This window comes from Comamonas nitrativorans, assembly GCF_042654765.1.
Taxonomy (GTDB): domain Bacteria; phylum Pseudomonadota; class Gammaproteobacteria; order Burkholderiales; family Burkholderiaceae_C; genus Comamonas; species Comamonas nitrativorans.
The window spans coordinates 140,822-165,036 of sequence record NZ_JBHSEW010000002.1 but is presented as its reverse complement, the minus strand read 5'-3'; the positions used below and the strand labels follow the sequence as shown (position 1 = coordinate 165,036).

Genomic DNA, 24,215 nt, shown 5'->3' with positions numbered 1-24,215 from the left:
GCTAGCCCCTGGTCCAGGCCGCGGGCCTGGTGGGGGAGCCGGTGAGTTTTGACCGACAAGCTGGAGCCCGCAGGGCGACTGGTCGGACAAAAGCTCAGCGGGGGCAAAGCCCCGCTTCCCGACCTCGCAGAGGGGCGGGCATTCGGGCTTTTTCAGCGGATCGCCGACGGGGCCCCAGTAGCCCAAAAAGGCTACTGGGGGGCGAACAGCGACCCGACCGCAGGGTGGGGGAAAAAGGCTGAATGCCCGTCCGTCGGAGACGGTGCCCGAAGGGCAGTCCGAAGGACACGGGAAGCGCTACGAGCACGCGCAGCAGTGCGCTGTAGCCGAGGCGAAGCCACGGCGAAAAGGCAAAGGCGGCAAGGAAGTTTTCGCAGAAAACTGACCCAGCCTGCGCGAGTGGCCGACTCGCAGAGGCCACGGAAGGCCGCACCGCGGCGTGATATTCCTGCTCAAAAAAGAACAGGAATATCCCTTGGTATCGCTGCCCGAATCAGCTATACCAAGTATGAGTACCACACCATTGAAGCGTATGCCTGCGCTTGAGCCAGGCGAGCATGCAGCCGATGCATTGCGCTTGATCGCCAACTTCGGTTGGCTGCGTGCGCAAGAGATCGGGCGGTACATGCACCCGAACAACGAGCACGCCCGCAAGTATGCGGAGAAATACATGCGCAAACTGCAAGCGCTTCGCTACGTGATTGCACGCCAGCTGCCTGGCCGCCATGCGGGCGCAGCGTTTGTGCTGTCGCAAAGGGGGGCAGCCTGGCTGAATGAACGCGGCCACGCTCCGGCGGCCCGGGCAGGTACGGGCTACGGCGAAGTCCGGCATGGGAAGTGGCAGCCACCTGCAAGTTGGAAGCACGACCTGTGGGCTGTGGGCGTACTGTTTCTGCTGCGTGCGCAGCATGGCTTTGAGGCCTTGGCGGAATCCCAGCTGCGGCAGCTGGAGCCAGCTGCCGACAAGCATCCGGATGGCCTTTTGGTCGGTGCGTCTGGCTGCATCTGGCTGGAGGTTGAAAACTCTCGCAAGACCGGCAAAAACAGGCTGCACATGCTGCAATCCGTCGTGCTTGCGGCACGCTCCGAAGTCTCGGTCGGCTATCCGAACCTGCCCGCGTTTTGCGCGGCAATCATCGCTGTGCCCGCAAATGCCAAGGATCTGCATGGGCGCAAGATTCATCACGAAGAAAATATCCAACGGCAGATCGCCGCCATCGGAGTGAAAGCCATAACGACGATTATTTTCTGCACCATGCACTTCAGGGGTGCTGGAGTTGAAAATATTACATTGAAGCCTGTGACATTTTTTCCTTGAAATATAATATAAGATAAATCATTTTACCTTGATGGAAAAATATCGAATATTCGTTTCTTATGCACCAAGGTACAATATTAATGCTATTAATAGCTATACATGATTTTAATTAGCCTCCACCCATCCATTTTCTGTTTTCATAAAAGATGTAGTGGTGTTCCATAGGGCTGCATCGCCTTTTTTGCTATCGTCTTTAAATCCTGCTGATTCAAAATATGACCATGCTTGCATATAAGAAAATCGTCGAAGTCGAGTAGCATCTTCTCCTCCCACATCACTATTCCAATAAGCCATGCATTGGTCGCATTTCGTAAGAAAAATGTCACGCCTCTCTGGGAAATTTTTCTGGTTATTAGCCCATTCCCTTGAATTTAACATCAACTGAAGATAACTCATTTGTCTAGGATCCAAGTGAGCGATTTTTTCAGTATCAAAGGTTTCCAGATTACCTTTGACCTCTTTTTCATAATTTTTCGCCAACTCCAATATTGCTTGAGGAAGGTCTTCTGTTAAGGTTAACTCATAATTGTAGCGAACTTTATAAATATTAACAGAGCTAGTGTCCTGCCAACCATTTTCTCGTACAATATTCCTGATCTCTGTACTAGGCACCATGCTATTTCGTGCATTCTTTGTGGCAACATCGAGTGTTAATTTTTCAGAAGGCGACGCACTCTCATTTGAACAACCCAAGAGATTGAGGCAGACTAATGCCGTGAATATATAATATTTCATTTATGAACGAATTAACTTAATTTCTAGAATACAAGATCAATTTTTCCAGGTTTTATTTTTATGTCTGAAACCCGTTTCCCAATAAAATTGTCTGCCTTGTAGATTTCAATGCCATCAAGAGATGGTAATATTGTTTGATTTACAAGTTTTTTTGTATTTTCGATGTATTTTTCAGAAAGCCCTGTCGCATCCAATGAATCTAGTTGCATATTAAATCCAAGAAGAGATGCTGTTTCCTGGCGCCACGTTGGAGTCAATGTGGCGCAAAATGGAATATCTTTCGGAATGATTTTTGGGCGTGCAACTGCACATAGCTTGGCATCTGCATTGAGTAATTTTATTTTTGCCGATGAAATATTAACTCCAGCAATAGATTTTGGAAGTTTCATCTGAACATATTTTTCGATAACACTTTCCGGTACTTCTAGTGCCTGCACAGGAGTAAATATATGTATAAATAACAGAGAAATTACGAATGTAGATTTTTTCATAATTTTATGCAGTTTCATGTTTTGAATTTGATGATTAATGTTTAAAGTGCCAAATTTTTTAGATTTTATATTCTTATCACCACCAACAATTATCGTTTTTTACTATTTTTCTATAATAATCAACATTGGCGCGTGATGCGAACCATGCGGAAGTCAGAACACCAAGTTGAGCGATCCTGATGTTCATTGATGCCAAGATGGAAAACAATATCAGTGTTATTAAAATCCCTGCTATCGAGATAGCAATAGCTTTCTTCCACATTCCTTTTGATAAATAATAAAATGGGCCAAAAACAAAAGCCAAAAAATTAAAATTAATTTTCATTCTTTCTCTGGAGGATAAATTTTTTATGTTTTTTAATTTTTCTCCGCCTGCTTTTTCAATAAGGTCAAATTTCTGCGCCCATGCTTTTGAAATATTATTCACGGTAGTATTTTGAATAGATGTTTTAGGAAAGTGTGAAATTCTTACATCCAATTATTCGATATATCTGGATAAAATAAAGCACCAGGCTCGCTTACCGTAAGTGACAGTTTATAACGATAAAGTTGTAATGCTGAAAGTGAAGTGGTTGCGTACTGGTGCGTTATAAATGCAAAGCGTCGGTGATGAGTTATTGCTGTGGTTTGGCGAGCAATGTTTTGAATCGAGCATCAGAGACTGCTTTTTTCAACGTATCTGCGACTGCTGGAGCAAACGCATCTGCCACGTTTTTGCATGCACTTAATGCATCCCAGCTTGTGTTGTATTTGTAGAGATTTTGGATTTGATAGCTAGCTCCGGTGCTAGACGACAGTGTCAGACTGATTTCCCAATTGGCTGGGGATATCGAGCTGAATTTCATAGCATCAAGACGACCTGACAACGTTGTCGTCGCACTTGGCGAGTACACCTGCGCAAGGAACAGTTCTTCCTGCAACGCGTCATGGATGAACTGCGCAGGCGACTTACCGCTGCCGATGCTGATTGGCCCATTCGCCCGACACCACGGCGATTCGCTCACGCCTGCTGCGGTTGTGAAGTCCAGCAGACGCACCTTTGCACCGTTAGCTTGTTCTTGGATCGTGATCACGTTTTGGGTGGAGGCTTTGTACTGCACTCCTCCACTGGTTGTAGTCGAACATCCAGCTAGCAGCACAACAGCGGTGGCAACAACGGTAGCTGGGAAGGCTCTTATGAACTGGGAATGCATATTGCTCCTTATTGAGTAATCGTCCGCTAGGTGCCAGCGTGGCTCTGAGCGAACCGATGGTTACGAGTAACTTGCTATAGACGTACTCATTGTATATTTTTAAGCAGTAGATGTATAGACGGTAGATGGTTGACAGGTAGACGAAAAAGGGTTATTGCGCAACTATTGCGCCATGAAAATTGATAGCAAAGAGGTTGACTCCAACTTGCGTTGGCGCTTGGCTGATCACGTCAAGCGGCTACGCACGACAAAGGGCATCTCTCAAGAAGTGTTGAGCGCGGAGTGTGGTTTCCACCGCACATACATAAGTCAAGTAGAGCGGGCTGCGACGAACATCACAATTGATAATTTGCAAAGGCTTGCCGCAGGGCTAGGTGTAGATCCAGCCGAATTACTTGGCCAATGGGGTGAAGTGCATTCGCCTGGGGCCTGAGGTGGCCATGGGCACGCGAAAACGTTGAGCGGTCTTGTCTGCAAGGCTCCCCTGTTTGAGGAAGCTTGTCGGTGCTTGGGCTGCTGCCGGTCTCGTCTATTGGCTTGCTTCGTGACGACCTCGCAAAGTGCTCTTTGCACCCAGGGTGGCAGATGGCGCAGCAGTGACAGCGCGAGACGCAAAGCCTGCCTGCTACGAGAAGGTAGCGTTCTTTTTGTTGATCGCCTCGAGGAAGGGGCCAATCTTCATCAGGATCGACTTTGTATGTGGCAGGAGAGGCTTCACGGCAGGCAGGCGCCGCATTAGAGGCTGCCCGAGACAGCCTGCCGCCCTGGGTGCAATAAGAGAACTAGACTGGGAAGATCACAGGGAAGTGGCGGATAAGTCTGGTATGTATCTGGTCATGAAAAAGCCTTGTGGTGTCAAGCGTTTTAGGTGCTGACCAAGTGACCGGGTACTCGCCAGAAATTTCTTCTTCCATTCTTTTTCTTGTCGATTGCGGAAGAAGAAGTAGAGGACAGGTGCTGGCGGTAGGGGCCATGAAAAGTTTTCAGAGATACCCGGTCAGCTGGTCAACACTGAAAACCCGCTGAAATCGCAACGGGTTTTCTTGACCGGGCAACGGGCTACCAGTCGGTCACGGCAGGCCGACATTGCAGGTACGAATGCGCCCTGCTCCTGTAGTCTTTCTACTCTCGGTCAGACTACTGCCCATGGTGTCGGGCATACGCTTCCAGAACTTTGGCGATGCAACGGGCGACATGCCATTCGCTTTGCACCAGCTCACGTAACTCGCATACACATCCGTTTTGGGTGTCTCTACGGCAATGGTGAGCTCGATGCCCAGGTCATCGGCCCATGATTGCACGCTGTTCGTTTCCTGTTGAACATCTCTGCGGGCTGAGCGCATAGGGTCCGGCAGATTTTCATCAAACCGACCCCGACTCAGTAGCCGCTGGAGCCCCACCAAAGCCCAGTTCAGGACACCGCTCAACTCACTCTTGATGATCTTTGAGGAGAGCAGCGGATCTCGGTCCCGCTCGGGAATCGTCACTGGAAAGGGCACGATATCGAAGCGACGCCAGAGACCATTGCTTTGATCGGTGACTGCCGGGAATTGGTTTGCGAGCACAAGCCACTTCCCTTTAAGGCGAAGCGAGATTGGATCTCGATACTTTCGGTCGATTTGCATGAGCTCACCTGCTACGGCGGACTTCAAGACTTGCTCATTCATGCCACGTTGCGGTGTTTCATCTGCATAGATCAAGCTTGCCCCAACAAGCCCTGCAAGCTTGAATTGATCGAGCGAGTCCAGCTGAACTGCCGCACATTTCCCATGCAGCGCTTGAACGATGTTGGCTAGCACCCCTTTTCCGTTGGCTCCGTTGCCGAGCCACAACTGAAGCCGTTGGAAACGACAGTCGGGCAATAACGTGTAGCCGATGTACTCCTGAACACGGTCTCGCACACTTGCATCCGGCAAGATGGTTCGCAGGAAGTGGGTGAACTCAATGGGCTCGGGGGCTGCTGGGTCGTAGTCGCACTCGATCACATAGTGCAGACCCGCAGCCTTGTCGTGAGGCTGAAGTACGTGCCCACCAGGGGTCAGATGCAAATAACCATTCTTCAGTGGAAGCACTGCTGTGTCCGTTGCTTCTGACTTTTTTGGGAGCCAGAGCTCAGCGGTCTGAGCTGCTGCACGGGCGTTGGCCGCGGTCGCAGACCATTCGGTTTCGCATAGCCACTGGATTGCCATGCGCTCAATCTCCCGATCTTCACAGGGCGACCAATGTGTCCCTGTCCAACGGTAGATCAGTTGGTTGTCACTGCAAAAATCCTTGGTTCTCTCCAGCTTTTGTGCGAATTGAATTGGCTCGTAAGGTGGTCGCTTGCTCATGCGAAACCTCCCATGCGACGCTTTGCTATCTGCGCTGCTTTCGTCGGCCGCCCACGGCGCCCGGATACCGGATTTGTCACTCTTGAACCGCTGCTGCGCTTAGCGTTCAGCCATTCGTGAATATCTGTAATGGCAAAACGTGGCAAGCGTCCCAGATATATCACTGGGGGCAGATCGCCCCTCGTATGTAGACGGTTATAGATAGTTCGGGGGGCAAGGCCCAGCATGGTCGCCAACTCGGCGGGGCTGACTAAGAATTGTTGCATCTTCACAAACGATTTGAAGCACAGCCAGAACGACTGCCTAGGGTATAGCTCCAAACCATCTGCTGAAACGGTCCATTTACCGTATTTGTGCGACTGCCCCTTGAGATCAAGCGATCAGGGCGCAACAATCGACCATGAGGGTGCGCATTCCACGCTACGTCACCGACACCTAGATTTACGTGCCGTTGTAGCTACTCTCATGTGCTTGACCTGTCCGCCAAAGCAGGGCACCTCGCTACTTCACCCATATGTGACCTCTGTTTACCTGCGCACCTCATCAGATAGGCGCGGCGTTCTTGTTGCTGCAATTTTGCTGCACTTACCTCGGTAAATCGCAGTAAAATGCGAGTAGGCAAGGTAAGACAAAATCTTGATTTTATTGATTTTTTAGCTTTCTCCGAGGGCAGGTTCTTGGGCTCATAACCCAAAGGTCGGTGGTTCAAATCCATCCCTCGCAACCAAAAATCAAAGGGTTACGGCATTGACGTAACCCTTTTTTTATTTTGCAGTTTTATCAAAACCGGCAAATCAATCCCGCCACAAACCCAAGCCCGCTAGCCATTGGCGGGAAAGCGTATCTGCCGTCAATAACTGCGGAGCCAGATCACGTTCCGCCGCATTGCTGCGTGCCGCGCTATTGCGCCAGCAGGCGTAAGGCACCAACCCGCTGGGCTGACCAAAGGTAGCATACACCTTCGGCATGATGGGCACGTGGTCGCCATACCAGCACAGGCTGGCCGGTCGCTCCAAGGCATCCAATTGCATACGCAAGCTGCCGATCATGCGATTGGCATTGCGTAAATGGCGCAGATAGATCGTCAAGTCGTCACACCCTGCAGGCGGCACAGTGCCATAGAGTTGCTGCACATCCTCCGGGGCCACCCGCTCCAGGTGCAAGGGACCATGGTTCTCCATCGTGATGGCAAAGACAAACAGCGGCTTGTCGCCATCGGCACGTTCATGCAACAACTGCATGATTTTCTCCGTCACGGCCGCATCGCTCACATACGGGCCATAACGCTCGGCATCGCTAAAGTCCCGGATGTCAATGAAGGCATCGAATCCCAGCAGGGGATACACCTTGTGACGCAAATAAAACCCCGCTGGGTAAGGATGTACGCACACAGTTCGATAGCCCAGGCGCTGCAAATACTGGGCCAGCGATGCCACCTGCCACCCACCGGCAACGGCCCGGTAAGGATTGAACTGATGCACCCCTAAATCAGTACCTTCAATCCCCGTCAAAAAGGCAAACTCGGTACGCACGGTATTCGCTCCCCAGGCCGGGACTTCCATACTGCCATGCACAAAAGCCTCGGCCTGCAAGGCATCCAGGTGTTCCAGCACCTGCGGGCGAATCCCTGCAAACAGTACCCGTGCATCGAAAAAAGACTCGCTTTGCACCGCCACCAAATCCGGCAGGCGCCGGGGGGGCAATGACGAGGCTGCGCCCTGCTGTCCCGCCTTTTTTTGCGTATCGGCAGCAAATGCCCCTTGCGCTTGCGGCAAGCGCCGGCCCATCAAGGCATAACGCCACAAGGCGGCCAGCAGGCCCAGGGCCAATACGTCGCGCTGTGCATCCAGGCCCAGGTTCAAACGCTGACGGCTGCCCAGCACCAAAAGCACACTGCCCAGCAGGCATTGCCATGCCAAGGCTCCGGCCTGCCCTGTCACGCTCCAACGTGCGGCGGGCACCTCCTCCCACCACCAGCCGATGCCAACGGCAGCCACAAAACCTGCCGTTGCCAGCAAAAATTTCCACCAACCAAAAAACGGGATGTACAGGCGCGGATAGCGGATGGCGTCGGTGAAATATTCGTAGTCCTGAAATACAAAAGGCTCGTGCAGCGCCTTGAACTTGGCGTTGTTTACCAAAACCACGGTCAGCAGCGCTGCCAACCCGGCGGCCATGGCAAACCACGGACGCCCCAACAAGGCTGTCAGCACCCCATGCAAGACCAGCCAGACCCCGATATGAACCGCCCAGGCCGCCACCGGACGGCGCAACGGGGGACGCGGCTGCATACACTGCTCCAGCAGGATGGACAGCCCCAGCCCGGCCAAGGCAGCACACCAGGGCAGTAAAAAACCAGAACTAGGCACCATAACCGAGCCAACGCACAATCCGCTGCGACACCCCGGCTGGCAGCACGGCCAGCCACCAACAGCCAAAATTCAGCGGGAATGGGAAGCTGATACGCGCCTTGTTGCGTGCCAGCCCCTGACGAATCACCCGTGCAGCCCGCTCAGGTGTCCACAAAAACGGCTTGGGCCCTGGCATGGCATCGCACATGGGCGATTGGACATACCCCGGCATGATCACATTCACGGCAATCCCTTCCGGCGCCAGCCAGCCACGCAGGGCCTCGCCATAGGCTTTCAGCCCCGCCTTGCTGGCGCTGTAGCTGGGCGTCACCGGCAAACCGAAATAACCCGCCAAAGAACTCACCAAAGCCACCTGCCCGCTGCCACGCTGGCGCAACGCCGGCAGCACTGCATCGACGGTGGCCATGCCTGCCAGCAGATTGATTTCCACCAGGGCCTGGGCATCCTCCCAGCGCTCCCCGGCACCCTCAGGGCCAATATCGGTATTCACCCCGGCATTGGCAATCACCAGATCCGGCACCACCGTGGCGCAGACCCCCTGCAACCAAGCACGCAAAGCCTCCCGATCCCGCACGTCCAGGGCCTGCAACTGCACTTGTGCCCCTCGCGCCTGACACTCCTGGGCCAAGCCATGCAAGCGCTCCACCCGGCGCCCCTGCAAAATCAGCGTGCAGCCCGGACGGGCATAAGCCAAAGCCAGAGCGCCGCCGATCTCCCCCGTAGCCCCGGTAATCAATACACAGCGCGGCTCTTTCATAGCAATCGCTCCAAGGGGGATTGTTCCGCCGTCAGCACCGGCACACTGTTCTGCACCGCCAGTGCAATGGCTTCACCCGAATAAAAACCGCCATTGACCTGCGTGGCATGCAGTACGCAGCGGCGAAAGCGCTTGAACAGCTCCACATTCGGTCGCGTACCTTCGTGCCAAAAATCGTCCAGCGGCAACTGGCAGGCCAAACCCGGCAAGTTGTAGATCGGATCGCTCAAGGCCTTGAGCGGCACACCATATTCCAGCGCCACCGTGCCCGCCGTACTGTTCACTGTCACGACACCACGGGCATTGGAACCCAGCATGGCCCAGCCCCCCTCTTCCAGATAATGCACACGACCAACAATATCGAACTGTTTTTCACAATTGGCGACGATTTTGGGATAATTCATCCATCCAATGTCCAAAGGGTGGTTTTTTATCACGATATGGGCATCCGCTGGTGCATGCCTTGCAAACGATGCCAAAACATGCTCAATCAACTCCTTCATATCGGAAAATTGCGAGTGATGGCGAATCTGCGCATCGGTATTCAGCTGCAAGGGTAAAACATAGAACGGTGCTTTTCCCAAGGCAACTTTCCTGGCCCTGATTTTTTCACGTTCCCTGATAAACCGCAGATGGGTGAATCGTTTGATGTATCCAGCGTACTCCACCGGCGCTGAAATACCTGCATGATTTTTATATCTTGGAAAAATCAAAGAGTTCAGCACCCCTGCCACGTGGTAGGCCACATCGTGAACTGCCCGACCTATAAAAGGCGATTTGAAGCCCGCAGCAGGCAGATCCTCCGCAAGACGCCCTCCAACTTCCCAATACCACTGGGGATCGTTTGGCAAAAGGGAGTGATTATTGACACCCTCGCGCTCCAGGGTAATCCACCGTGGGCGAAAATAACCTTCTTCAAAAACATGATTACGAACACCATATTCCCTGGCTGCCTGTACCGCAGGCCAATGCACAGGCCGTTGATCTCCAAACAATACTTGGTCCGTGATACCGTAACACCGATAAATTTTTTCTAAAAATTCAGGCAAATGCCGGGGATGCTTCTGAAACCAGGAGGCAGGATGTTTACGCCAGTAAAAAACATCTCCTGCGCAGAAATTGACCCTGTGGATTTCATGCCCTTGTACCTCCAACGCATCGGCCAAGCGCTCAAAAAAAGGGGTACACGGCCCCTGCAAAAAAAGAAAAGAACGCTTCAATTTATATCCGGCTTGAATTTATTTGATTTTTTAGTTTCCTCGATGAAGCCTTTGTCCTCTCCCAAGGAAACCTGGGATTGTAAAACATCGAACTTCCAGCCATCTTGCCTGCCCGGTAGTGTCCACCTGCACCTCTCACCCTTCGGTATGGCCTGCATGGGCACTGCACCAGCGCCGGCTACGGGTGGACAAGGCGCTGGATGTTTTCATTGATACGCGCTTGAACCGTTTGCAAAGTATCCGGTGTGATCTGCCCCGGCAGTTGATCTCGCGCCACTGCAGCAAAAGTGCTGCCCACCTCGCAAATCCGCTCGATCACCGCCTGGGCCTCGGAGGGTGCCAGCTCCGCCTCCTGCTCTCCCAACCGCTGCAACGCAGCGCGGTCGATCTCCAATGCCTCGCCCGACACATCCATCTGGTGATACCCTCCCGGCCCCTCGCAAAACGTCACATCGTAGGCTGGTGCCAAGCGCCACTGCCCTGCGGCAGACATCAGGTAGGCAAAGTTCTTGGGGTGATCATCCCGATTGTTGAAAACCACATTGAAAACCGCCCGCTCCCACGCCAGTGCGTTTTGCCGCACATCGTTGGTACACAACTGGGTGGCCCGCAGGAAATTGACATAGTCCAACGTCCCCGGCACGCGAAAGTCCGCACCGGTCAATGCGGCCAAGCTCTGCATCGGCACCCGCATGCCGCCATGCCGGTCAAACCGCTTGCTGACAAACGCCGCCTGTCCATCGGGCAGCGCAAAATACATGCTCAACGGCGTCTCAATGCCGCAGCGGCGCAGGCATTCCCCATAAATAGCCTCAACGGCGCACACCTCGGCATGTTCCTGCTTGGCAGGAAACTTCACCAACCAAGCTTCATTCCCAGGCTGCTCGACTGTCGAAAACGCTTCGGTGGCCGGATTGCGGTAAAGCAGAACCTTGGGCCTGGCGCCCTGCGGCGATCCCCCCATTTGCAGCAATCGCTGCAAAAACTCGCCCCCTTCACCTTGCTGTACCTGCTGCACCTCAGCGGCCAACTGTGCCAAAGAAATAGCCTCCGGCACAGGCAAAGCCTGATCGGCCACCGGCTCGAACGACATGGCCCCCATCGCTGTGGAGCCAATACAGGCAAGGCGCTCCAATGCCCCCATGCGTGCAGGATTCAACCCCTTGCGCTTGAAAAAGCGATCCATCAGGAACATGCCCCAGCCATCCGGCAAGGCGTCATACACCGGCCCCGGCAGCCCCCATTGGTGCGCCGGGAAACCCATCCGCAACCTGGGCCCCTTCAAAGGCAAGGTATAGACCGACAACTCCAGTCCCTGACTCAGCGCCTGCTCACTGTATTCAAACGCCACCAGCTCACGCCCGTTCACCGCCGTGGTGGCACGCAAGCTGCCCCAGCGCCAACACGCTCCCCAGCCGTTATAGAAAACATCCACCTGCTTAAGCACGGCCAGCCTCCCCTGACTTCTTCCGGGCACGCTGGCGGCTGGCACCTTCTTCGTAGCGCACCATGTCTTCCAGGCTCTCCAACCTGGGCTTGAAAAGCTCTTCCAGCTCCTTGCCGCACCCCAGCACCATGGCCACACGCACCAGGCTCTCCAGCCCCACATTGCGGCCAGCTTCCAGGTTGGACAGCGTATTGGCGCTGATCCCTGCACGCGCCGCCACTTCAGCTTGCGGCATCTGCTGCGCGAGCCGTTCCTGGCGCAGACGGGTACTCAACAAGCTGACAATCTCTGCAGGTTTTTTGAAAATTAACTCCATTATTTTATGAGGTAAGTTTATTTTTATACTTTATCACACAATATTTTCTATTAAATATCAGAACCGCCACACCGCCACACCGCCACACCGCCACACCGCCACACCGCCACACCGCCACACCGCCACACCGCCACACCGCTGCACTAGTGCAACGTCTACAGCCTGGCTTTGATTTCCACCTGCAGCTTGCGCCACTGGCGGCGCAACCAGCCTACGCGCAAGCGCTGTAGCTGACCACTGGCGGCCAAAGCCTCGCGCTGGGCCAGAAGCTGGCGCAGCACCGCCTCGCACGTGGTATAGCCCTTGAGCAGCGGGTCCCAATACAGCGGGTAATGCAGCAAGGCAGCGGCCACCAGCTCATCCAAAGTCAAGGAACGCTCCCGCCGTGGCACCGGCAGCACGTCCTGCGTCAAGCCCCAGCCTGCATAAAACGGCCGGCCATGCACCACCACCTGCTTGCCGCGCAGCAAGGCATCGAAGCCGGTCAGCGACGTCATCGTCACCACCACATCGCACGCTTCGATGCAGCTCACCACCGAAGCCTGCACCTCTACATGGTCGGCCCACTGCCGCGCCACCGCCAAAGCTACGCGCCCTGCGCGATTACCGCTCGTCACATCGGGGTGCGGCTTGAACACAATAAAAGCATCGGGAAACTGCGCACGCGCCGCCTGTAGCAGACCTGCATTGGTATGTACGCCCTGCACCGTATCGCAGCCAAAGCGGATGGAGGCATCGTCCTCCACCTGTCCCGGCACCAGCACCACCTGGCGCCCGGCCAATGCCCATTGCACGGCCTGCAACGGCTCCAGGTTGTATTTGGTAATGCCATGGCGCACGATGAAACCCCGTACCCACTGCGCCCGTTGCAGATCTTGCGGTGTGAAAGCGCGGGTATTGAGCATGTCGTCCAAGTCCGACGGCTGACTGGGGTCGAAGTAAATGCCCCTGGCATCCAGCACAAAGGACCGGGGCGGAATCAAATCCGACCCCAGCCCCACCGAACGCACAAAGCCATCCTCCATCCGAAGCAGCCGCACGCCCGCCGCCTCGGCCAGCTCGGCCACGCCCGCTGGCGGCACCCGGCCCCAGCACACCAGGCAATCTGCACCCTGTGGCTGCAAAGCGGCAGCGGCCTGGGCGTTCTTGACAAACACCTGCCGCCCAACATGCAGGGACAACATGCCCCGGAAATTAAACTGCCGCCAGCGCGGAAAGCCCACGCAAATCATCCGCCCCGGGTAACGTCGCGCCACCTCCCGCTGGCGCTGCAACCAATCCAGCACATCAAACACACTGCCAAGCTGGTGCGTCTCGGGATTGAGGTAGCGCGTGTAATGCACATATCCGGCCGCAAACAGCTCATCCACCGTGCGCCGCCGCCCTGCCCGCCTTGCCATGGCGGGATGCCCTGGCTGGCGGTCATCCGTCACGCCCCAGCCCGCATACCATGGCACGCCAAAGCAGGTCACGGGCTTGCCCGCCAACAGCGCCTCGAACCCCATGGTGGAACTGACCACATACACCCGATCCATCTGTGCCATCAATGACAAGGGATTGACCGCATCACGCAATACCACCACCCGTTCGCTGGGCTGCACCGCCGTCAGATACCCACCCTTGCGCCCCGACGTCACCTCGGGATGGGTCTTCACATACACCGTGGCCTGCGGGTTTTCTGCCAGCGCTGCCGCCAGCATGGCCGCAAAGCTGGCCGCATCCGCCCCACCCAGGGCCACGCTCATATCCCCCGCCGTCTGGTCTATCACCAGCACGCGCTGCGCATCCCCCTCGCGCAACATGCCGGCAGGCATATCCGGCGCATGGTTGTATTTGCTCAAACCCGCCTGCAGCAACTGGGCGCGGGCCTCGCGCACGGCCTGGACATCAGGCAACAACAGATCGGCATCGCTGGCCAGCAGACGCTCCAAAGCGCTGGGCCGAGTGCAATCGTAGTAAATGCCCGTGTCGTCCACGATCAACGACAACGGCGGAAAATGATCGCCGGTGCCGAAGGAGCGCACAAAACCATCCTCCAGCGCCAGATAAGGCAATCGATAACGGAGTGCATACGCTCGCGCCCGGCGAGTGCTGGGGCGCAGCCCCCAGCCCGCAACTCCATCCAGCACCGCACCACGCCCTGGATACCAGCGCCAAGGCAAGGCCCCCAGAAACACGGCAAGCAAGGGAATACGCCCGATGCCACTGGAAAAAATTCCTATTTTTTTCATAAATGAGAGCATCTACCGCTTGTTATTATTGGATTGCAAGTTATTTGTCTTATGAAACCCTTGCTTAGACAGCGGTAAAAGCTATTTTTTTAAGAGTTATCGCCAGGGTGCACATCTTCAAGCACCGGGTACGAAGGCACTGACAGCGATCACGACAGCCGCGTTCACCCCTGAATGGTCTGCGTATCAAAGCCGACGATATTACGGCTGTCACGGCTGAACTCCACGCCGATCAGATGTACCGGCCCATCAGCGCGGTATTTGTCGGCGTAGCCCCTGTCCTGCAATTGCTGGAGCGCCTTGCCTTCGGGCGCCAGCTCCACCACCTTGAATTCAAACAGATAGGTGTGACCTTCAAAGCGCACCGCCATGTCGATGCGCCCGTGGTTGGTCGTGTCTTCCACCACAATGTCCAGCCCCAACGCGGCAAAGTAGCTGTAGAACACGCTGGCATAAAAACCCTCGTACTGGGTGATCGGGTTGTTGCGGTACCAATCGTGCGGAATGCTGGCAAAAAAGGCATGGAACAACGCCCCCATACCTGCAACATCGCGGGCCAGCAGCAAATCGCCCAGGCGGTATTTGTTCCCCAGCGTGGTGGTGCCGTTGGGTTCGGCACCACTCCAGGCAATGATCAGGCTGTCGTGCAGGCTTTGGTACACCTCCCGATTCGGGTAACGCAGACGGTAGCGGTATTCGCCAAACAGGTGCTGCGTCTCATCAATCGTCAAGTACCCGGTTTGCCACAGCAGCGCTTCGGTGGCGATGTGTTCCACATCAAAGGTGGATAGCAAGCGCTCCCCCGCAACGATATGCCCCAGTTCGGGAATGAACTGGCGCTGCTGGCCCAACAGCTTGAGCAAAAACGTGAGCGTGCCCGTCTCAAACCAGTAGGGATGGAATTTGCGCTTGTCAAACAACAGCAACAGATCGAACGGGTTGTAAACCGAGGCGCCCAGCCAGTTGTAGCCGTTGTACCAGCGGCGGATTTCCTCCCTATCCAGCCCAGGCAATTCCGGCGCAAATACGCTGTCCACGTCCGCATCGGTATAGCCGCAAATGGCGCTGTAGCGTTCGTCCAGGGTGATGTCTTGCAAGTTGTTCAGCCCCGAGAACAGGCTGACTTTGCTGAATTTGGACACCCCCGTCAGAAGGGCAAACCGGATGTAGGCATCGCTGTCTTTGATGACGCTGTAGAAATCTTTCAGCACCTCCCGAATCGCCTGGGCACGTTCGGAATCTTCGATGCGATCAAGGATGGGCTTGTCGTATTCGTCAATCAGCACCACGACGCGTTGGCTGGTGCTGGTGAAAAGGTGCTGGATCAAGTCGGCAAACCGTCCGCGTGCGTGGGCAAAACGCGCTGCTGTGCCTAGCTGGGCTTCGTACCGGGTCAGTTGCTCGTGAAGGTTGGCTTCCAGTTCTTCCTTGGAACCCAACACCCCGCCGCCAAAACTAAAGCGCAGCACCGGGTATTTGACCGACCAGTTCCAGTGCCTTTCTGCGTACAGCCCTTTGAACAAGGCGGCATTGCCCTCGAACAGCTCTTTCAAGGTATCCAGAAACAGGCTCTTGCCAAAGCGCCTGGGGCGGGACAGGAAAAAATGCGTACCCTGCTCGATCAATTGCAGCGCCAACGGTGTTTTGTCTACGTAGTAGCAGCCGTCTTCGCGAATTTTTGCAAGGGTCTGGATACCGATGGGAAGTTTCTTACGTTGCATAGCGCACCCATTATGGCTGCACCGCTACGCCTGGCGTACATGGCGCCGTTGCACGCGCTCAAACGATGGCAGCAATCACCCTCCGACTTGTTCGCCCGACATGTGCGCAATCATCCGGCACCCGACAGCTATCCACCTCACAAATCCACTCCATTTTTATTAAAACCATAATTGATCATAAAACATCAAAAAAATAGCTTTTGATCATAAAGCCAAATATACACCAATTATTCATGGTTTACACTTAGCAACAATACATCGAAAAACCTTAGCATGACATCCTCAATTATTTTTTTGGAGAAAGTAATGAAGTCAATTTTTCTACTATTGACCGCCATCTTGCTTGGCGGTTGTAGCACCATCTCCGCTACCCCATCTTCATCCATACCAATTGCGGACAACGATCAAGCCAAGGAGACGATTTCTCGAACTTCTCTCCGCCCCCTGTCTAGCATCACTGCAATAGAGCATCCCAAGACCCAGGAAATACTGAACTGCCCTAGCAAATCGATAGACTATATCCCAATACCACCAATACCCGCTGGGGGATACACAGAAACAAAGGTAGAAAACAATAAAATAATCATCACCCCACAAAACTGGAACATCGGAGCAGAAGCCGCAAAGAAAAATAATGCATTACTTAATAACATCGCCACCAACATTTCATATAGCGATCATGGAGGAGATGCAAAATTAGCCAGTTTTTCGACAGATCACAGCAGCAAGCAATACGTTATCGACTTCATGAAATTCCGTATTGAACCCATGACCAATTCGGAAGATCTGAACACTCCTCTAGGCTGGGCAAGAGTAGGCGTTGGCCTTCGCATCATCGTTGACATAACCAAATCCAACGGTGAAATTTCCGGAAGTCTACTCGCTTTAGCTGCCAGCGCAAAAGCGAATAAAACCCAAGGATCCATCAGCGTAGAACTCATCGGCATTGATTCACGCGAAGTTACTGCATCAATGCCATTCACAGTCGAACTCTCTGAAGGAAATATTCAAAAAGTTATCGAAACATTGGCAATCGTCAAGTCAAAACTATATGACGACACAACGACGATACATCCAAACTTCATTGCCCGCCTTGCTTGCAGTAAATAGTAATCGCCCCATTCGAATACGTACATGCTTATGTACGTATTCGATAGCGACATTTCTCACTCACCAATGCAAAGCGCCTGAACCAGATGCCAGCTTCGCCTGGCGCACCTGCTCCGCAGTTACCACGATTTCCTGCGGGGCGATAAATGGGCGCTCTTGTGCCAAAACCTCCAAGTCCAGGGGGAGCTGGGGCAATACGCCCTTGCGCAAACAATCAATATGCCAAGCACCCCAGGCCTGCCAATACGCCAAGCGCTGCGGGGAAACACCGGTATCCGAATACCCCGTATCCCCAGCCGTCATCAAAGACCCTTCGCGATGCGAGCCAAGTGCCAACGGTTGAGCAATACGCTTTACTGCCTGCTTACCAAACACCAGTTTCAAGCGAGCATGGAACTCGCTATCCGCCCCAGTGCGCACCATATCCCAAGCCCCCATGCGCTTTAGCACCACCTCCCGGCGAAACAAAGGCGAAGACGGGTTAAAGCGCATCAACGGATGCACAGGCCGCGCATAGAACATGCCATCGTCCTGCATACGCACCCAGTGCGAGGTCGTAGCCACCAAAGAAGCATCATCCAGCAAAGGCTTCACCTGACGCTCAATCTTGACCGGGTGCGACCAATCATCCGAATCGTGACAGGTCACGAACTCCCCCCGTGCCAGTTGCAGCCCCATGCTTTTGGCCAGGTAGGTGCCGCCATTGGCAGACAGGCGCAACAGACGCACCCGTGCATCCCTGCGTGCCCACGCTTCGACCAGATCGGGGGTTGCATCACCGCTGGCATCGTCCACCACAATGATTTCCAGGTTCCGATACGTCTGGTTCAACAAGGAATCGATTGCCACCGATGCCCGCTCACCTGTGCGGAAAGTCGTCATCAGCACCGACACCAGCGGCCCATTCTCCAGCACCGGCAAATCCACCGGAACCTGCACATTGCACGGGCCAGGTGGAGCATCTGGCTGCCGCAACGCCACCGGCGGCACACCATGGAAGGCAAAAAACCGATTCAACCGCTCCAACTGCGGCTGGGGTGCATCAGGCGCTGCCATGCTCTGATACAGATACAGCTCCGGGTAACGTGCCCCTTGTCCGTTAGCCAAGGCAGTAGCAACCACATTGCCAGCCTCTTGCTGACGCTGATTACGTAACAGCAAAGCCGCATACAGTGCTGGAGAACCAAGTGCTTGTACCGGCTGCAACACCTGCAAAGCCTCCTGCGGCATGAACGGGGCCAAAGCATCGGCCAAAGCCACCCGCAAACGCCTGGGCACACCACCCCAGCGCACCTGGGCCAATACCTGGCGTGCATCCGCATGCTTACCACAAGCCGCCAGAGACACCACCACCGGCAACATATAAGGCAAAGCTACAGACTTCACAGGCAGCTTCGTCACCGTGGCATACATTCCCAACCGGTAATAGGCCCAAGGCAGCCAGCCCCCCAATCCAGCAGGCGCACAATCGCCTGCCTGAGCCACGGCTCGGGCAAATTCGCTTTGCAAGGCCAACGCCCCGCCACGTAAACCGCTCAGCATAAGCTACTCGCGCCTTTAAATCTCAAAAAATCAGGAATCACCGCCAAACAAATCGCGGGTATAGACTTTACCAGCCACATCAGCAATTTCTGGCACAGCACGGTTAGCCACAATCACATCAGATATGTGTTTGAACTCGGCCAAATCACGCACCACGCGCGAGTTGAAAAAATCTGGCGCATCCAACACTGGCTCATACACCACCACCTCCACACCCTTGGCCTTGAGCCGCTTCATCACCCCTTGGATGGAAGAAGCTCGGAAGTTGTCTGAGCCCGCCTTCATCACCAGCCGGTAAATACCCACCACCTTGGGGTTGCGGCGCAAAATATCTTCGGCCACAAAATCCTTGCGCGTGCGGTTGGACTCCACAATGGCCTGCACCAAGTTTTGCGGCACTTGGCTGTAATTGGCCAGCAGTTGCTTGGTGTCTTTAGGCAGGCAATAGCCGCCATAACCAAAACTGGGGTTGTTGTAATGGCTGCCAATGCGCGGGTCCAGCCCCACGCCCTCAATGATCTGGCGCGGGTCCAGCCCATGCACGGCGGCGTAAGTGTCCAATTCGTTGAAAAAGGCCACGCGCATGGCCAGATAGGTGTTGGCAAACAGCTTGATGGCCTCGGCCTCAGTACTGTCGGTCAGCAGCACGGACACATCTTTTTTCACCGCCCCCTGCAGCAGCAGATCGGCAAATACCTGAGCACGCGCGGAGCGCTCTCCCACCACAATCCGGCTAGGGTAAAGGTTGTCGTGCAGCGCTTTACCTTCACGCAGAAACTCGGGCGAGAAGATCAGGTTGTCACAGCCCAGTTCCTGCTTCAGGCGGCGGGTAAAACCCACGGGCACTGTGGACTTGATGACCATCAGCGCCTGCGGGTTGATGGTCATCACATCGCGCACCACGGACTCCACCGAACGGGTGTCGAACAAATGCGTCTGCGGGTCGTAATCCGTGGGCGTGGCGATGATGACCCAATCCGCACCAGCGTAAGCCGCCTGCTTGTCCGTGGTGGCAGAAAACCGCAAGGGCTTGTTGCTGAGGAAATTCCGAACCTCGGCATCCTCAATGGGGGACAGCCACTGATTCAGTTTTTCCACTTTAGCAGTGTCAATGTCCAAAGCGGTAATTTGGTGATTTTTGGCGAGTAGAACAGCGTTGGATAGACCAACATAACCCATACCTACAACAGTTATTTTCATGAAATTCCTGACTTTCTCATCTTAAAAATACGCATGCTTGAGAAAATCAAGTATCAAAATTTTCCCACTTCAAAGGGGCCACAACAGACAGAGCATTAACTCCCATTGAGCAAATATTTTTCTTGTCAATTTTTGCAATTTTTTTAAAAAAAACAGTCAAATGCTCTAAATCATCATAAATATAACCATTCCATCCGTTGACCACATAGGCTGGAATAGTACCTTTTCGTGGGGCCAGAACAGGTTTACCAGCGCTCAACCAATGAAACAAGGTTCCTGAAGTGAGTATTCTTCCGTATGACAGCAAGCCAAAATCTGACATCTTCATGATGTGATTCAACTTTGGCAAAGAAAGATGCTCATCAATGATTTTTATATTTGAGGTTGAATGCCTTTTTAAAAGCTTTGCGAATGAAGGATCCTTAATCTCGCCAGCAATCAAGAATTTTATGGATGAATTTTCATTAGTCAGATGAATCATTACAGGAAGCAACTTTTCAAGTCCCTTGTAAGCACGAATTTGGCCAACAATCGTGATTAATAGCTGCCCCTTATCCAGACCGATGAATTTTTCCAAAGAAACAGCCTCTTCTGGGCCGAGACAGTTTTCTGTCACAGGGTAAGCACCATGCTCAAAAACATGGACTTTTTTATGATCAGGCAGCCAGTCCAGTTCGCTGATAGCCAATGGGTGATGGACAAAAATCTTGTCAGCCAATTGATACAGTTTTTTTCTAAACTTTATTTCTTCTTCTACATTGCTTGATGCATGGCTTACATAGTTGTGTATAGTCCAATATATTTGAAAACCCCGTTCTTGGGCTTGGCGTAAACTTTGAATGGCAAATTTTTTCTCACCATTTTTTTCATACCGGCCATTCCAAATCGAGTTAATCCAATGAATGTGTAATATATTTTCTTTTCCTTGCTGGTACTGATGTTGTATAAACTCCGAAAAATCCAGATAGCCTTCAATAATATTTGATGGATCACTACGATACGGTTCGTATAGCAAATCCAGGTAACTATTCGCAGAAAAAGCAGGGTAGAAAGCCAGATTTATATTTTTTTTGCAACAGTCAACGCCATTGGCCGATTTCTTACCAACAAGTTTTTCAAGGATAAATTTCGAGGTATTTTTAAAAAAATATATTTTTTGAATATTCTCCCAAAAAAGCCTGGCATCTTTTTTAAAAACAGAGTCAATTATCAAATACTTTTTTTTGTTATTCTGCAAAATTTTCTGCAAGGAAGCAAGAAGAAGATTTCCCGAAGTCTCTTCTCTATAGTCAATAATATCAAAGCAGGCGATTTCAAAATTACTGATAGCTCTCGCCTTGGCCGGAGTAGCTTTTTTTAAAAGAGCATGAAAAATCAACGCGAGGGCATGAGAAATAATGTCGACACCCTGGCCTTCTGCATATAGAGCAGGTACAACTTGTGGCATCCACCCTCTAGCCTCAAGGTCAAGGTGAAATCTAGAAACACCATCAGCAAAATTCAAAAATTCCTCAATTTCATTTTGAACTCCACCCAAAATACGAATCAAGCCAGCAATAGCTTCAACAGGGTAAGCACTTTCAAATAGGCTGGTGGCTTCACGCAACGCGAACGAAACCGGCCTATTTAGGCAACTGACAGACAATTCGAATTGATCAGGGGCAGTTGCCGATTTGTATTGATGAACAATTTTTTCATCAAATATTTTATTTTTTGGTTCACGTCGCCAGTAGCTGCTTTCAATCTTCAAATAAACACCCAGAGGTTCCGGGGCAAAATAATAAATGCACCCACCGTGCCCGCATCGCAACCAGAATTCCCAGTCGGCTGAAGGGCCAAACTGTTTTTCATCAAACCATCCAAAACGCAAATGCAAGTCACGCCGCCACAATGGCATGCAATGCAGGAAGTTGCGAGATGCCCATTGCCCCTGCACCTTCCTGAACAAGTCATCAAACTGATATTCGCCGTGAGCAATATCAGAAAACATGGTGGGGCAATCGGCCGACTGGTGCCAAGCTAGGTTTTCAATTTGGGACACTCTCAATGCACCCGCTGCAGCCGCAACATTCGGATGTGCATCAAGAATGGTTTTCAGTTTTTGCACATGCTCAGGGCTACGTCGGTCATCTAGGTTGGCATTCGAAAGATAACAGCCTGTTGCCAAGCGAGCGCCCAGGTTCCATACCTCGTACAGCCCTGGATCTTCTAGCAAATGAATGTAAACAGCTAGGGGCCACTTCTTTACATGTGCAAGCAATACATTATGTTCATTGCCTGGTGAGTTGGGAGCAATCAACAAATGCTGATAGTCTTGATAACCTATCAGAGCAGATGAATTTTCCAGAAAACCAGAAAGGTATTTGTCAGCATTGAAAACCGAAGAAATCAACGAAACATCATTGCCGGATGAAGATAATTCATCGCTGGCAAGATTGCATTGCTCCAGCTTATACAACAGCCAAGGGTCAATTTTTCTTGGTCTGTCTTGCGGAAAGATAAAAATCTGATTGAAGTTTTTCAGAATCTTTCTGCCAAGGCTGGCAGAGCTTGAAATGACTACAAATGCACCATCTTTCCTGACCTCCATTTCTTCAGCAGAAATTTCAGTCAACTGCCAATTTTGCCTAATTGCCATTTGCATATTGGCAATGAAATCACGCCACGCACGAATTTGCTCACGGCTTAATTCATGGATGCAAAGATAGATATCCCCCTTATTTGCTTTGCCATGGGCGAACTTTTTCAAATCAAGCATTCAGAACCGAATCAATATAGGCACGTGTATTCTCATGCACCGCCTCATCCCTCCGCATTGCCTGCAAGTCCTGCCAGCGATAACTACCGTGCTGCAAGGTTGGCAATGGCAGCGCCGCTGCCTGTTCTGCCGTCAGGCGGATGTGGTGGGGCAGCACCACATAATGGGTGCTTGGGCCTGCGCCAGCGGGGCCAAACACACTGTCCTGGTAATGGTGCTCAAACAGCCCCAACAGGCTTGCTTGCTGGCGCTGCAGGGGCAGGCCTAGCTCCGCCTCCGTAATGCGGGCAAAAGCCTTGTCCAGGCTTTCACCCTTGCGGATACGGCCCCCGGGCACAAACCAAAAGCCCTGTGCGGGCCGATTGTGCCGCAGGCCCAACAGCATTTGCCCTCTGCCATTGGTCACCACCAAATCCATCGCGACCAAGGGCGCAACATCCACTACGGTGCGAAACACGCCATCGGGCAACTGCGGTGGAGGGGGGGGACTGGTATCAAGCACGGTAATCCTCTTGGTGCGCCAAAAACCAGGCATAGGCATCTCGCAAGCCTGCCTCCAGCTTGATGCTGGCACGCCAGCCCAGGCTGCCTAGGCGGTTCACATCCATCAGCTTACGCGGCGTGCCATCGGGCTTGCTGGTATCCCAGGCCAAGCGGCCAGTAAAGCCGGTCACCCTGGCAATCGTCTCCGCCAGCTCGCGGATGCTGCAGTCCACGCCCGTGCCCACGTTGATGTGGCTCAGCATGGGCTGGGTGCTGGCTTGCCAAATCTCGCGGGGCAGGTTCATCACATGCACGCTGGCGGCTGCCATATCGTCCACATGCAAAAATTCCCGCATGGGGGTGCCACTGCCCCAAATAACCACTTCTTCATCACCGCGCTGCACTGCCTCATGAAAGCGGCGCACCAGGGCTGGAATCACGTGACTGTTTTCCGGGTGAAAGTTATCCCCCGGGCCGTACAAGTTGGTCGGCATTACGCTGCGGTAGTCCGTGCCGTGCTGGCGGTTGTAGCTTTCGCACAGCTTGATGCCGGCAATCTTGGCAATGGCATAGGGCTCGTTCGTTGGCTCCAGCGTGCCGGTCAGCAGGGCATCTTCGGCCATGGGCTGCTGGGCCATGCGGGGGTAGATGCAGCTTGACCCCAGAAACAAGAGCTTGCGCACTCCATGTTGGTGGGCTGCGGCAATCACATTGGCCTGCATCATCAGGTTGTCGTAAATGAAGTCTGCCGGGTAGGTGTTGTTGGCGTGAATGCCCCCTACCCTGGCAGCCGCCAGATAGACCTGCTCCACCTTGTGCGTTGCAAAAAAATCCTCTACTTGGGCCTGCCGAGTCAAGTCCAGCTCGGCATGGGTGCGGGTCAGCAGGGTGCAGCCGCCCTGCTTTTGCAGTTGGCGCACAATGGCAGAGCCCACCATGCCACGGTGGCCTGCTACAAAAATAACGGGTGGTGTTGCTTGACTCATGGGCG

At 53.3% G+C, this 24,215-nt stretch carries 21 protein-coding genes; 3 read left to right on the top strand and 18 right to left on the bottom strand.

Annotated elements, in window-relative coordinates:
• Positions 1-439 precede the first annotated feature (439 nt).
• Positions 440-1,318, top strand: a complete 879-nt coding sequence (locus ACFO3A_RS03210; RefSeq protein WP_377723944.1) for a hypothetical protein — start codon at positions 440-442, stop codon at positions 1,316-1,318.
• Positions 1,319-1,423: 105 nt separating this feature from the next.
• Here the strand turns inward: ACFO3A_RS03210 and ACFO3A_RS03205 are convergent, their stop codons facing one another.
• The 4 genes from ACFO3A_RS03205 to ACFO3A_RS03190 form a co-directional block, all read right to left on the bottom strand.
• Entirely contained in the window at positions 1,424-1,933 is a 510-nt protein-coding gene (locus ACFO3A_RS03205) for a hypothetical protein (RefSeq protein WP_377723942.1), read from the bottom strand.
• A 143-nt stretch (positions 1,934-2,076) separates the two neighbouring features.
• Positions 2,077-2,562, bottom strand: a complete 486-nt coding sequence (locus ACFO3A_RS03200; RefSeq protein ID WP_377723940.1) for a hypothetical protein — start codon at positions 2,560-2,562, stop codon at positions 2,077-2,079.
• A 58-nt stretch (positions 2,563-2,620) separates the two neighbouring features.
• Positions 2,621-2,971, bottom strand: coding sequence for a DUF2628 domain-containing protein (locus ACFO3A_RS03195; RefSeq protein WP_377723938.1), 351 nt, complete (start codon positions 2,969-2,971; stop codon positions 2,621-2,623).
• Between the two features lie 187 nt (positions 2,972-3,158).
• Positions 3,159-3,737 (bottom strand): hypothetical protein, encoded by a 579-nt coding sequence (locus tag ACFO3A_RS03190; protein ID WP_377723936.1) that lies wholly within the window; start codon positions 3,735-3,737, stop codon positions 3,159-3,161.
• Between the two features lie 172 nt (positions 3,738-3,909).
• Between ACFO3A_RS03190 and ACFO3A_RS03185 the strand changes: the two genes are divergently transcribed.
• Complete coding sequence (locus ACFO3A_RS03185) at positions 3,910-4,170, top strand: helix-turn-helix domain-containing protein (RefSeq protein WP_377723933.1); 261 nt, start codon at positions 3,910-3,912, stop codon at positions 4,168-4,170.
• A gap of 637 nt (positions 4,171-4,807) precedes the next feature.
• Here ACFO3A_RS03185 and ACFO3A_RS03180 read toward each other — a convergent pair.
• From ACFO3A_RS03180 to ACFO3A_RS03140, 9 genes are all read right to left on the bottom strand, one after another.
• Positions 4,808-6,067 carry a DNA primase family protein gene (locus ACFO3A_RS03180; RefSeq protein WP_377723932.1) on the bottom strand — a complete coding sequence of 420 codons (1,260 nt, stop codon included), beginning with the start codon at positions 6,065-6,067 and terminating at the stop codon, positions 4,808-4,810.
• Positions 6,064-6,294 carry a helix-turn-helix transcriptional regulator gene (locus tag ACFO3A_RS03175; protein WP_377724326.1) on the bottom strand — a complete coding sequence of 77 codons (231 nt, stop codon included), beginning with the start codon at positions 6,292-6,294 and terminating at the stop codon, positions 6,064-6,066. Before ACFO3A_RS03175 ends, ACFO3A_RS03180 begins: the two co-directional genes overlap by 4 nt.
• A 567-nt stretch (positions 6,295-6,861) precedes the next feature.
• A complete protein-coding gene (locus ACFO3A_RS03170; protein ID WP_377723930.1) occupies positions 6,862-8,439 on the bottom strand; it encodes an LTA synthase family protein in 1,578 nt (525 codons plus the stop codon).
• Positions 8,429-9,196 carry an SDR family NAD(P)-dependent oxidoreductase gene (locus tag ACFO3A_RS03165; protein ID WP_377723928.1) on the bottom strand — a complete coding sequence of 256 codons (768 nt, stop codon included), beginning with the start codon at positions 9,194-9,196 and terminating at the stop codon, positions 8,429-8,431. The genes ACFO3A_RS03170 and ACFO3A_RS03165 overlap by 11 nt, the downstream gene beginning before the upstream one ends.
• Positions 9,193-10,416 carry a capsule biosynthesis protein gene (locus tag ACFO3A_RS03160; RefSeq protein ID WP_377723926.1) on the bottom strand — a complete coding sequence of 408 codons (1,224 nt, stop codon included), beginning with the start codon at positions 10,414-10,416 and terminating at the stop codon, positions 9,193-9,195. Before ACFO3A_RS03160 ends, ACFO3A_RS03165 begins: the two co-directional genes overlap by 4 nt.
• 178 nt (positions 10,417-10,594) lie before the next feature.
• On the bottom strand, positions 10,595-11,803 hold the full coding sequence (locus ACFO3A_RS03155) for a type II toxin-antitoxin system HipA family toxin (RefSeq protein WP_377723925.1): 1,209 nt from the start codon (positions 11,801-11,803) through the stop codon (positions 10,595-10,597).
• Positions 11,804-11,855: 52 nt separating this feature from the next.
• The gene (locus tag ACFO3A_RS03150) at positions 11,856-12,137 is read right to left on the bottom strand and encodes a helix-turn-helix domain-containing protein (protein ID WP_377723923.1); all 282 of its coding nucleotides are present in this window, start codon (positions 12,135-12,137) and stop codon (positions 11,856-11,858) included.
• Between the two features lie 197 nt (positions 12,138-12,334).
• Entirely contained in the window at positions 12,335-14,356 is a 2,022-nt protein-coding gene (locus ACFO3A_RS03145) for a capsular polysaccharide biosynthesis protein (RefSeq protein ID WP_377724325.1), read from the bottom strand.
• 218 nt (positions 14,357-14,574) lie between these two features.
• The gene (locus tag ACFO3A_RS03140; RefSeq protein ID WP_377723921.1) at positions 14,575-16,131 is read right to left on the bottom strand and encodes an ATP-binding protein; all 1,557 of its coding nucleotides are present in this window, start codon (positions 16,129-16,131) and stop codon (positions 14,575-14,577) included.
• Positions 16,132-16,404: 273 nt separating this feature from the next.
• Between ACFO3A_RS03140 and ACFO3A_RS03135 the strand changes: the two genes are divergently transcribed.
• Positions 16,405-17,241, top strand: coding sequence for a hypothetical protein (locus tag ACFO3A_RS03135; protein ID WP_377723919.1), 837 nt, complete (start codon positions 16,405-16,407; stop codon positions 17,239-17,241).
• 60 nt (positions 17,242-17,301) lie between these two features.
• Here the strand turns inward: ACFO3A_RS03135 and ACFO3A_RS03130 are convergent, their stop codons facing one another.
• Genes ACFO3A_RS03130 through fcl form a run of 5 tightly spaced genes read right to left on the bottom strand, consistent with a single transcriptional unit; the run spans position 17,302 to position 24,210 of the window.
• Positions 17,302-18,783, bottom strand: coding sequence for a glycosyltransferase (locus tag ACFO3A_RS03130; RefSeq protein ID WP_377723918.1), 1,482 nt, complete (start codon positions 18,781-18,783; stop codon positions 17,302-17,304).
• Positions 18,784-18,813: 30 nt separating this feature from the next.
• Positions 18,814-19,983, bottom strand: a complete 1,170-nt coding sequence (locus tag ACFO3A_RS03125; protein ID WP_377723916.1) for a nucleotide sugar dehydrogenase — start codon at positions 19,981-19,983, stop codon at positions 18,814-18,816.
• A 46-nt stretch (positions 19,984-20,029) separates the two neighbouring features.
• Entirely contained in the window at positions 20,030-22,741 is a 2,712-nt protein-coding gene (locus ACFO3A_RS03120; protein WP_377723914.1) for a glycosyltransferase, read from the bottom strand.
• Positions 22,734-23,198 (bottom strand): GDP-mannose mannosyl hydrolase, encoded by a 465-nt coding sequence (locus ACFO3A_RS03115; protein ID WP_377724324.1) that lies wholly within the window; start codon positions 23,196-23,198, stop codon positions 22,734-22,736. The genes ACFO3A_RS03120 and ACFO3A_RS03115 overlap by 8 nt, the downstream gene beginning before the upstream one ends.
• A 37-nt stretch (positions 23,199-23,235) precedes the next feature.
• Complete coding sequence (gene fcl / locus ACFO3A_RS03110) at positions 23,236-24,210, bottom strand: GDP-L-fucose synthase (protein ID WP_377723911.1); 975 nt, start codon at positions 24,208-24,210, stop codon at positions 23,236-23,238.
• Positions 24,211-24,215 lie beyond the last annotated feature (5 nt).

Coding starts and splice junctions, on each gene's coding strand:
- ACFO3A_RS03180 (WP_377723932.1), bottom strand. CDS start 6,067: ATGAGCAAGCGACCACCTTACGAGCCAATTCAATTCGCACAAAAGCTG.
- ACFO3A_RS03125 (WP_377723916.1), bottom strand. CDS start 19,983: ATGAAAATAACTGTTGTAGGTATGGGTTATGTTGGTCTATCCAACGCT.
- ACFO3A_RS03120 (WP_377723914.1), bottom strand. CDS start 22,741: ATGCTTGATTTGAAAAAGTTCGCCCATGGCAAAGCAAATAAGGGGGAT.
- ACFO3A_RS03130 (WP_377723918.1), bottom strand. CDS start 18,783: ATGCTGAGCGGTTTACGTGGCGGGGCGTTGGCCTTGCAAAGCGAATTT.
- ACFO3A_RS03140 (WP_377723921.1), bottom strand. CDS start 16,131: ATGCAACGTAAGAAACTTCCCATCGGTATCCAGACCCTTGCAAAAATT.
- ACFO3A_RS03135 (WP_377723919.1), top strand. CDS start 16,405: ATGACATCCTCAATTATTTTTTTGGAGAAAGTAATGAAGTCAATTTTT.
- fcl (WP_377723911.1), bottom strand. CDS start 24,210: ATGAGTCAAGCAACACCACCCGTTATTTTTGTAGCAGGCCACCGTGGC.
- ACFO3A_RS03185 (WP_377723933.1), top strand. CDS start 3,910: ATGAAAATTGATAGCAAAGAGGTTGACTCCAACTTGCGTTGGCGCTTG.
- ACFO3A_RS03165 (WP_377723928.1), bottom strand. CDS start 9,196: ATGAAAGAGCCGCGCTGTGTATTGATTACCGGGGCTACGGGGGAGATC.
- ACFO3A_RS03170 (WP_377723930.1), bottom strand. CDS start 8,439: ATGGTGCCTAGTTCTGGTTTTTTACTGCCCTGGTGTGCTGCCTTGGCC.
- ACFO3A_RS03175 (WP_377724326.1), bottom strand. CDS start 6,294: ATGCTGGGCCTTGCCCCCCGAACTATCTATAACCGTCTACATACGAGG.
- ACFO3A_RS03205 (WP_377723942.1), bottom strand. CDS start 1,933: ATGGTGCCTAGTACAGAGATCAGGAATATTGTACGAGAAAATGGTTGG.
- ACFO3A_RS03190 (WP_377723936.1), bottom strand. CDS start 3,737: ATGCATTCCCAGTTCATAAGAGCCTTCCCAGCTACCGTTGTTGCCACC.
- ACFO3A_RS03200 (WP_377723940.1), bottom strand. CDS start 2,562: ATGAAACTGCATAAAATTATGAAAAAATCTACATTCGTAATTTCTCTG.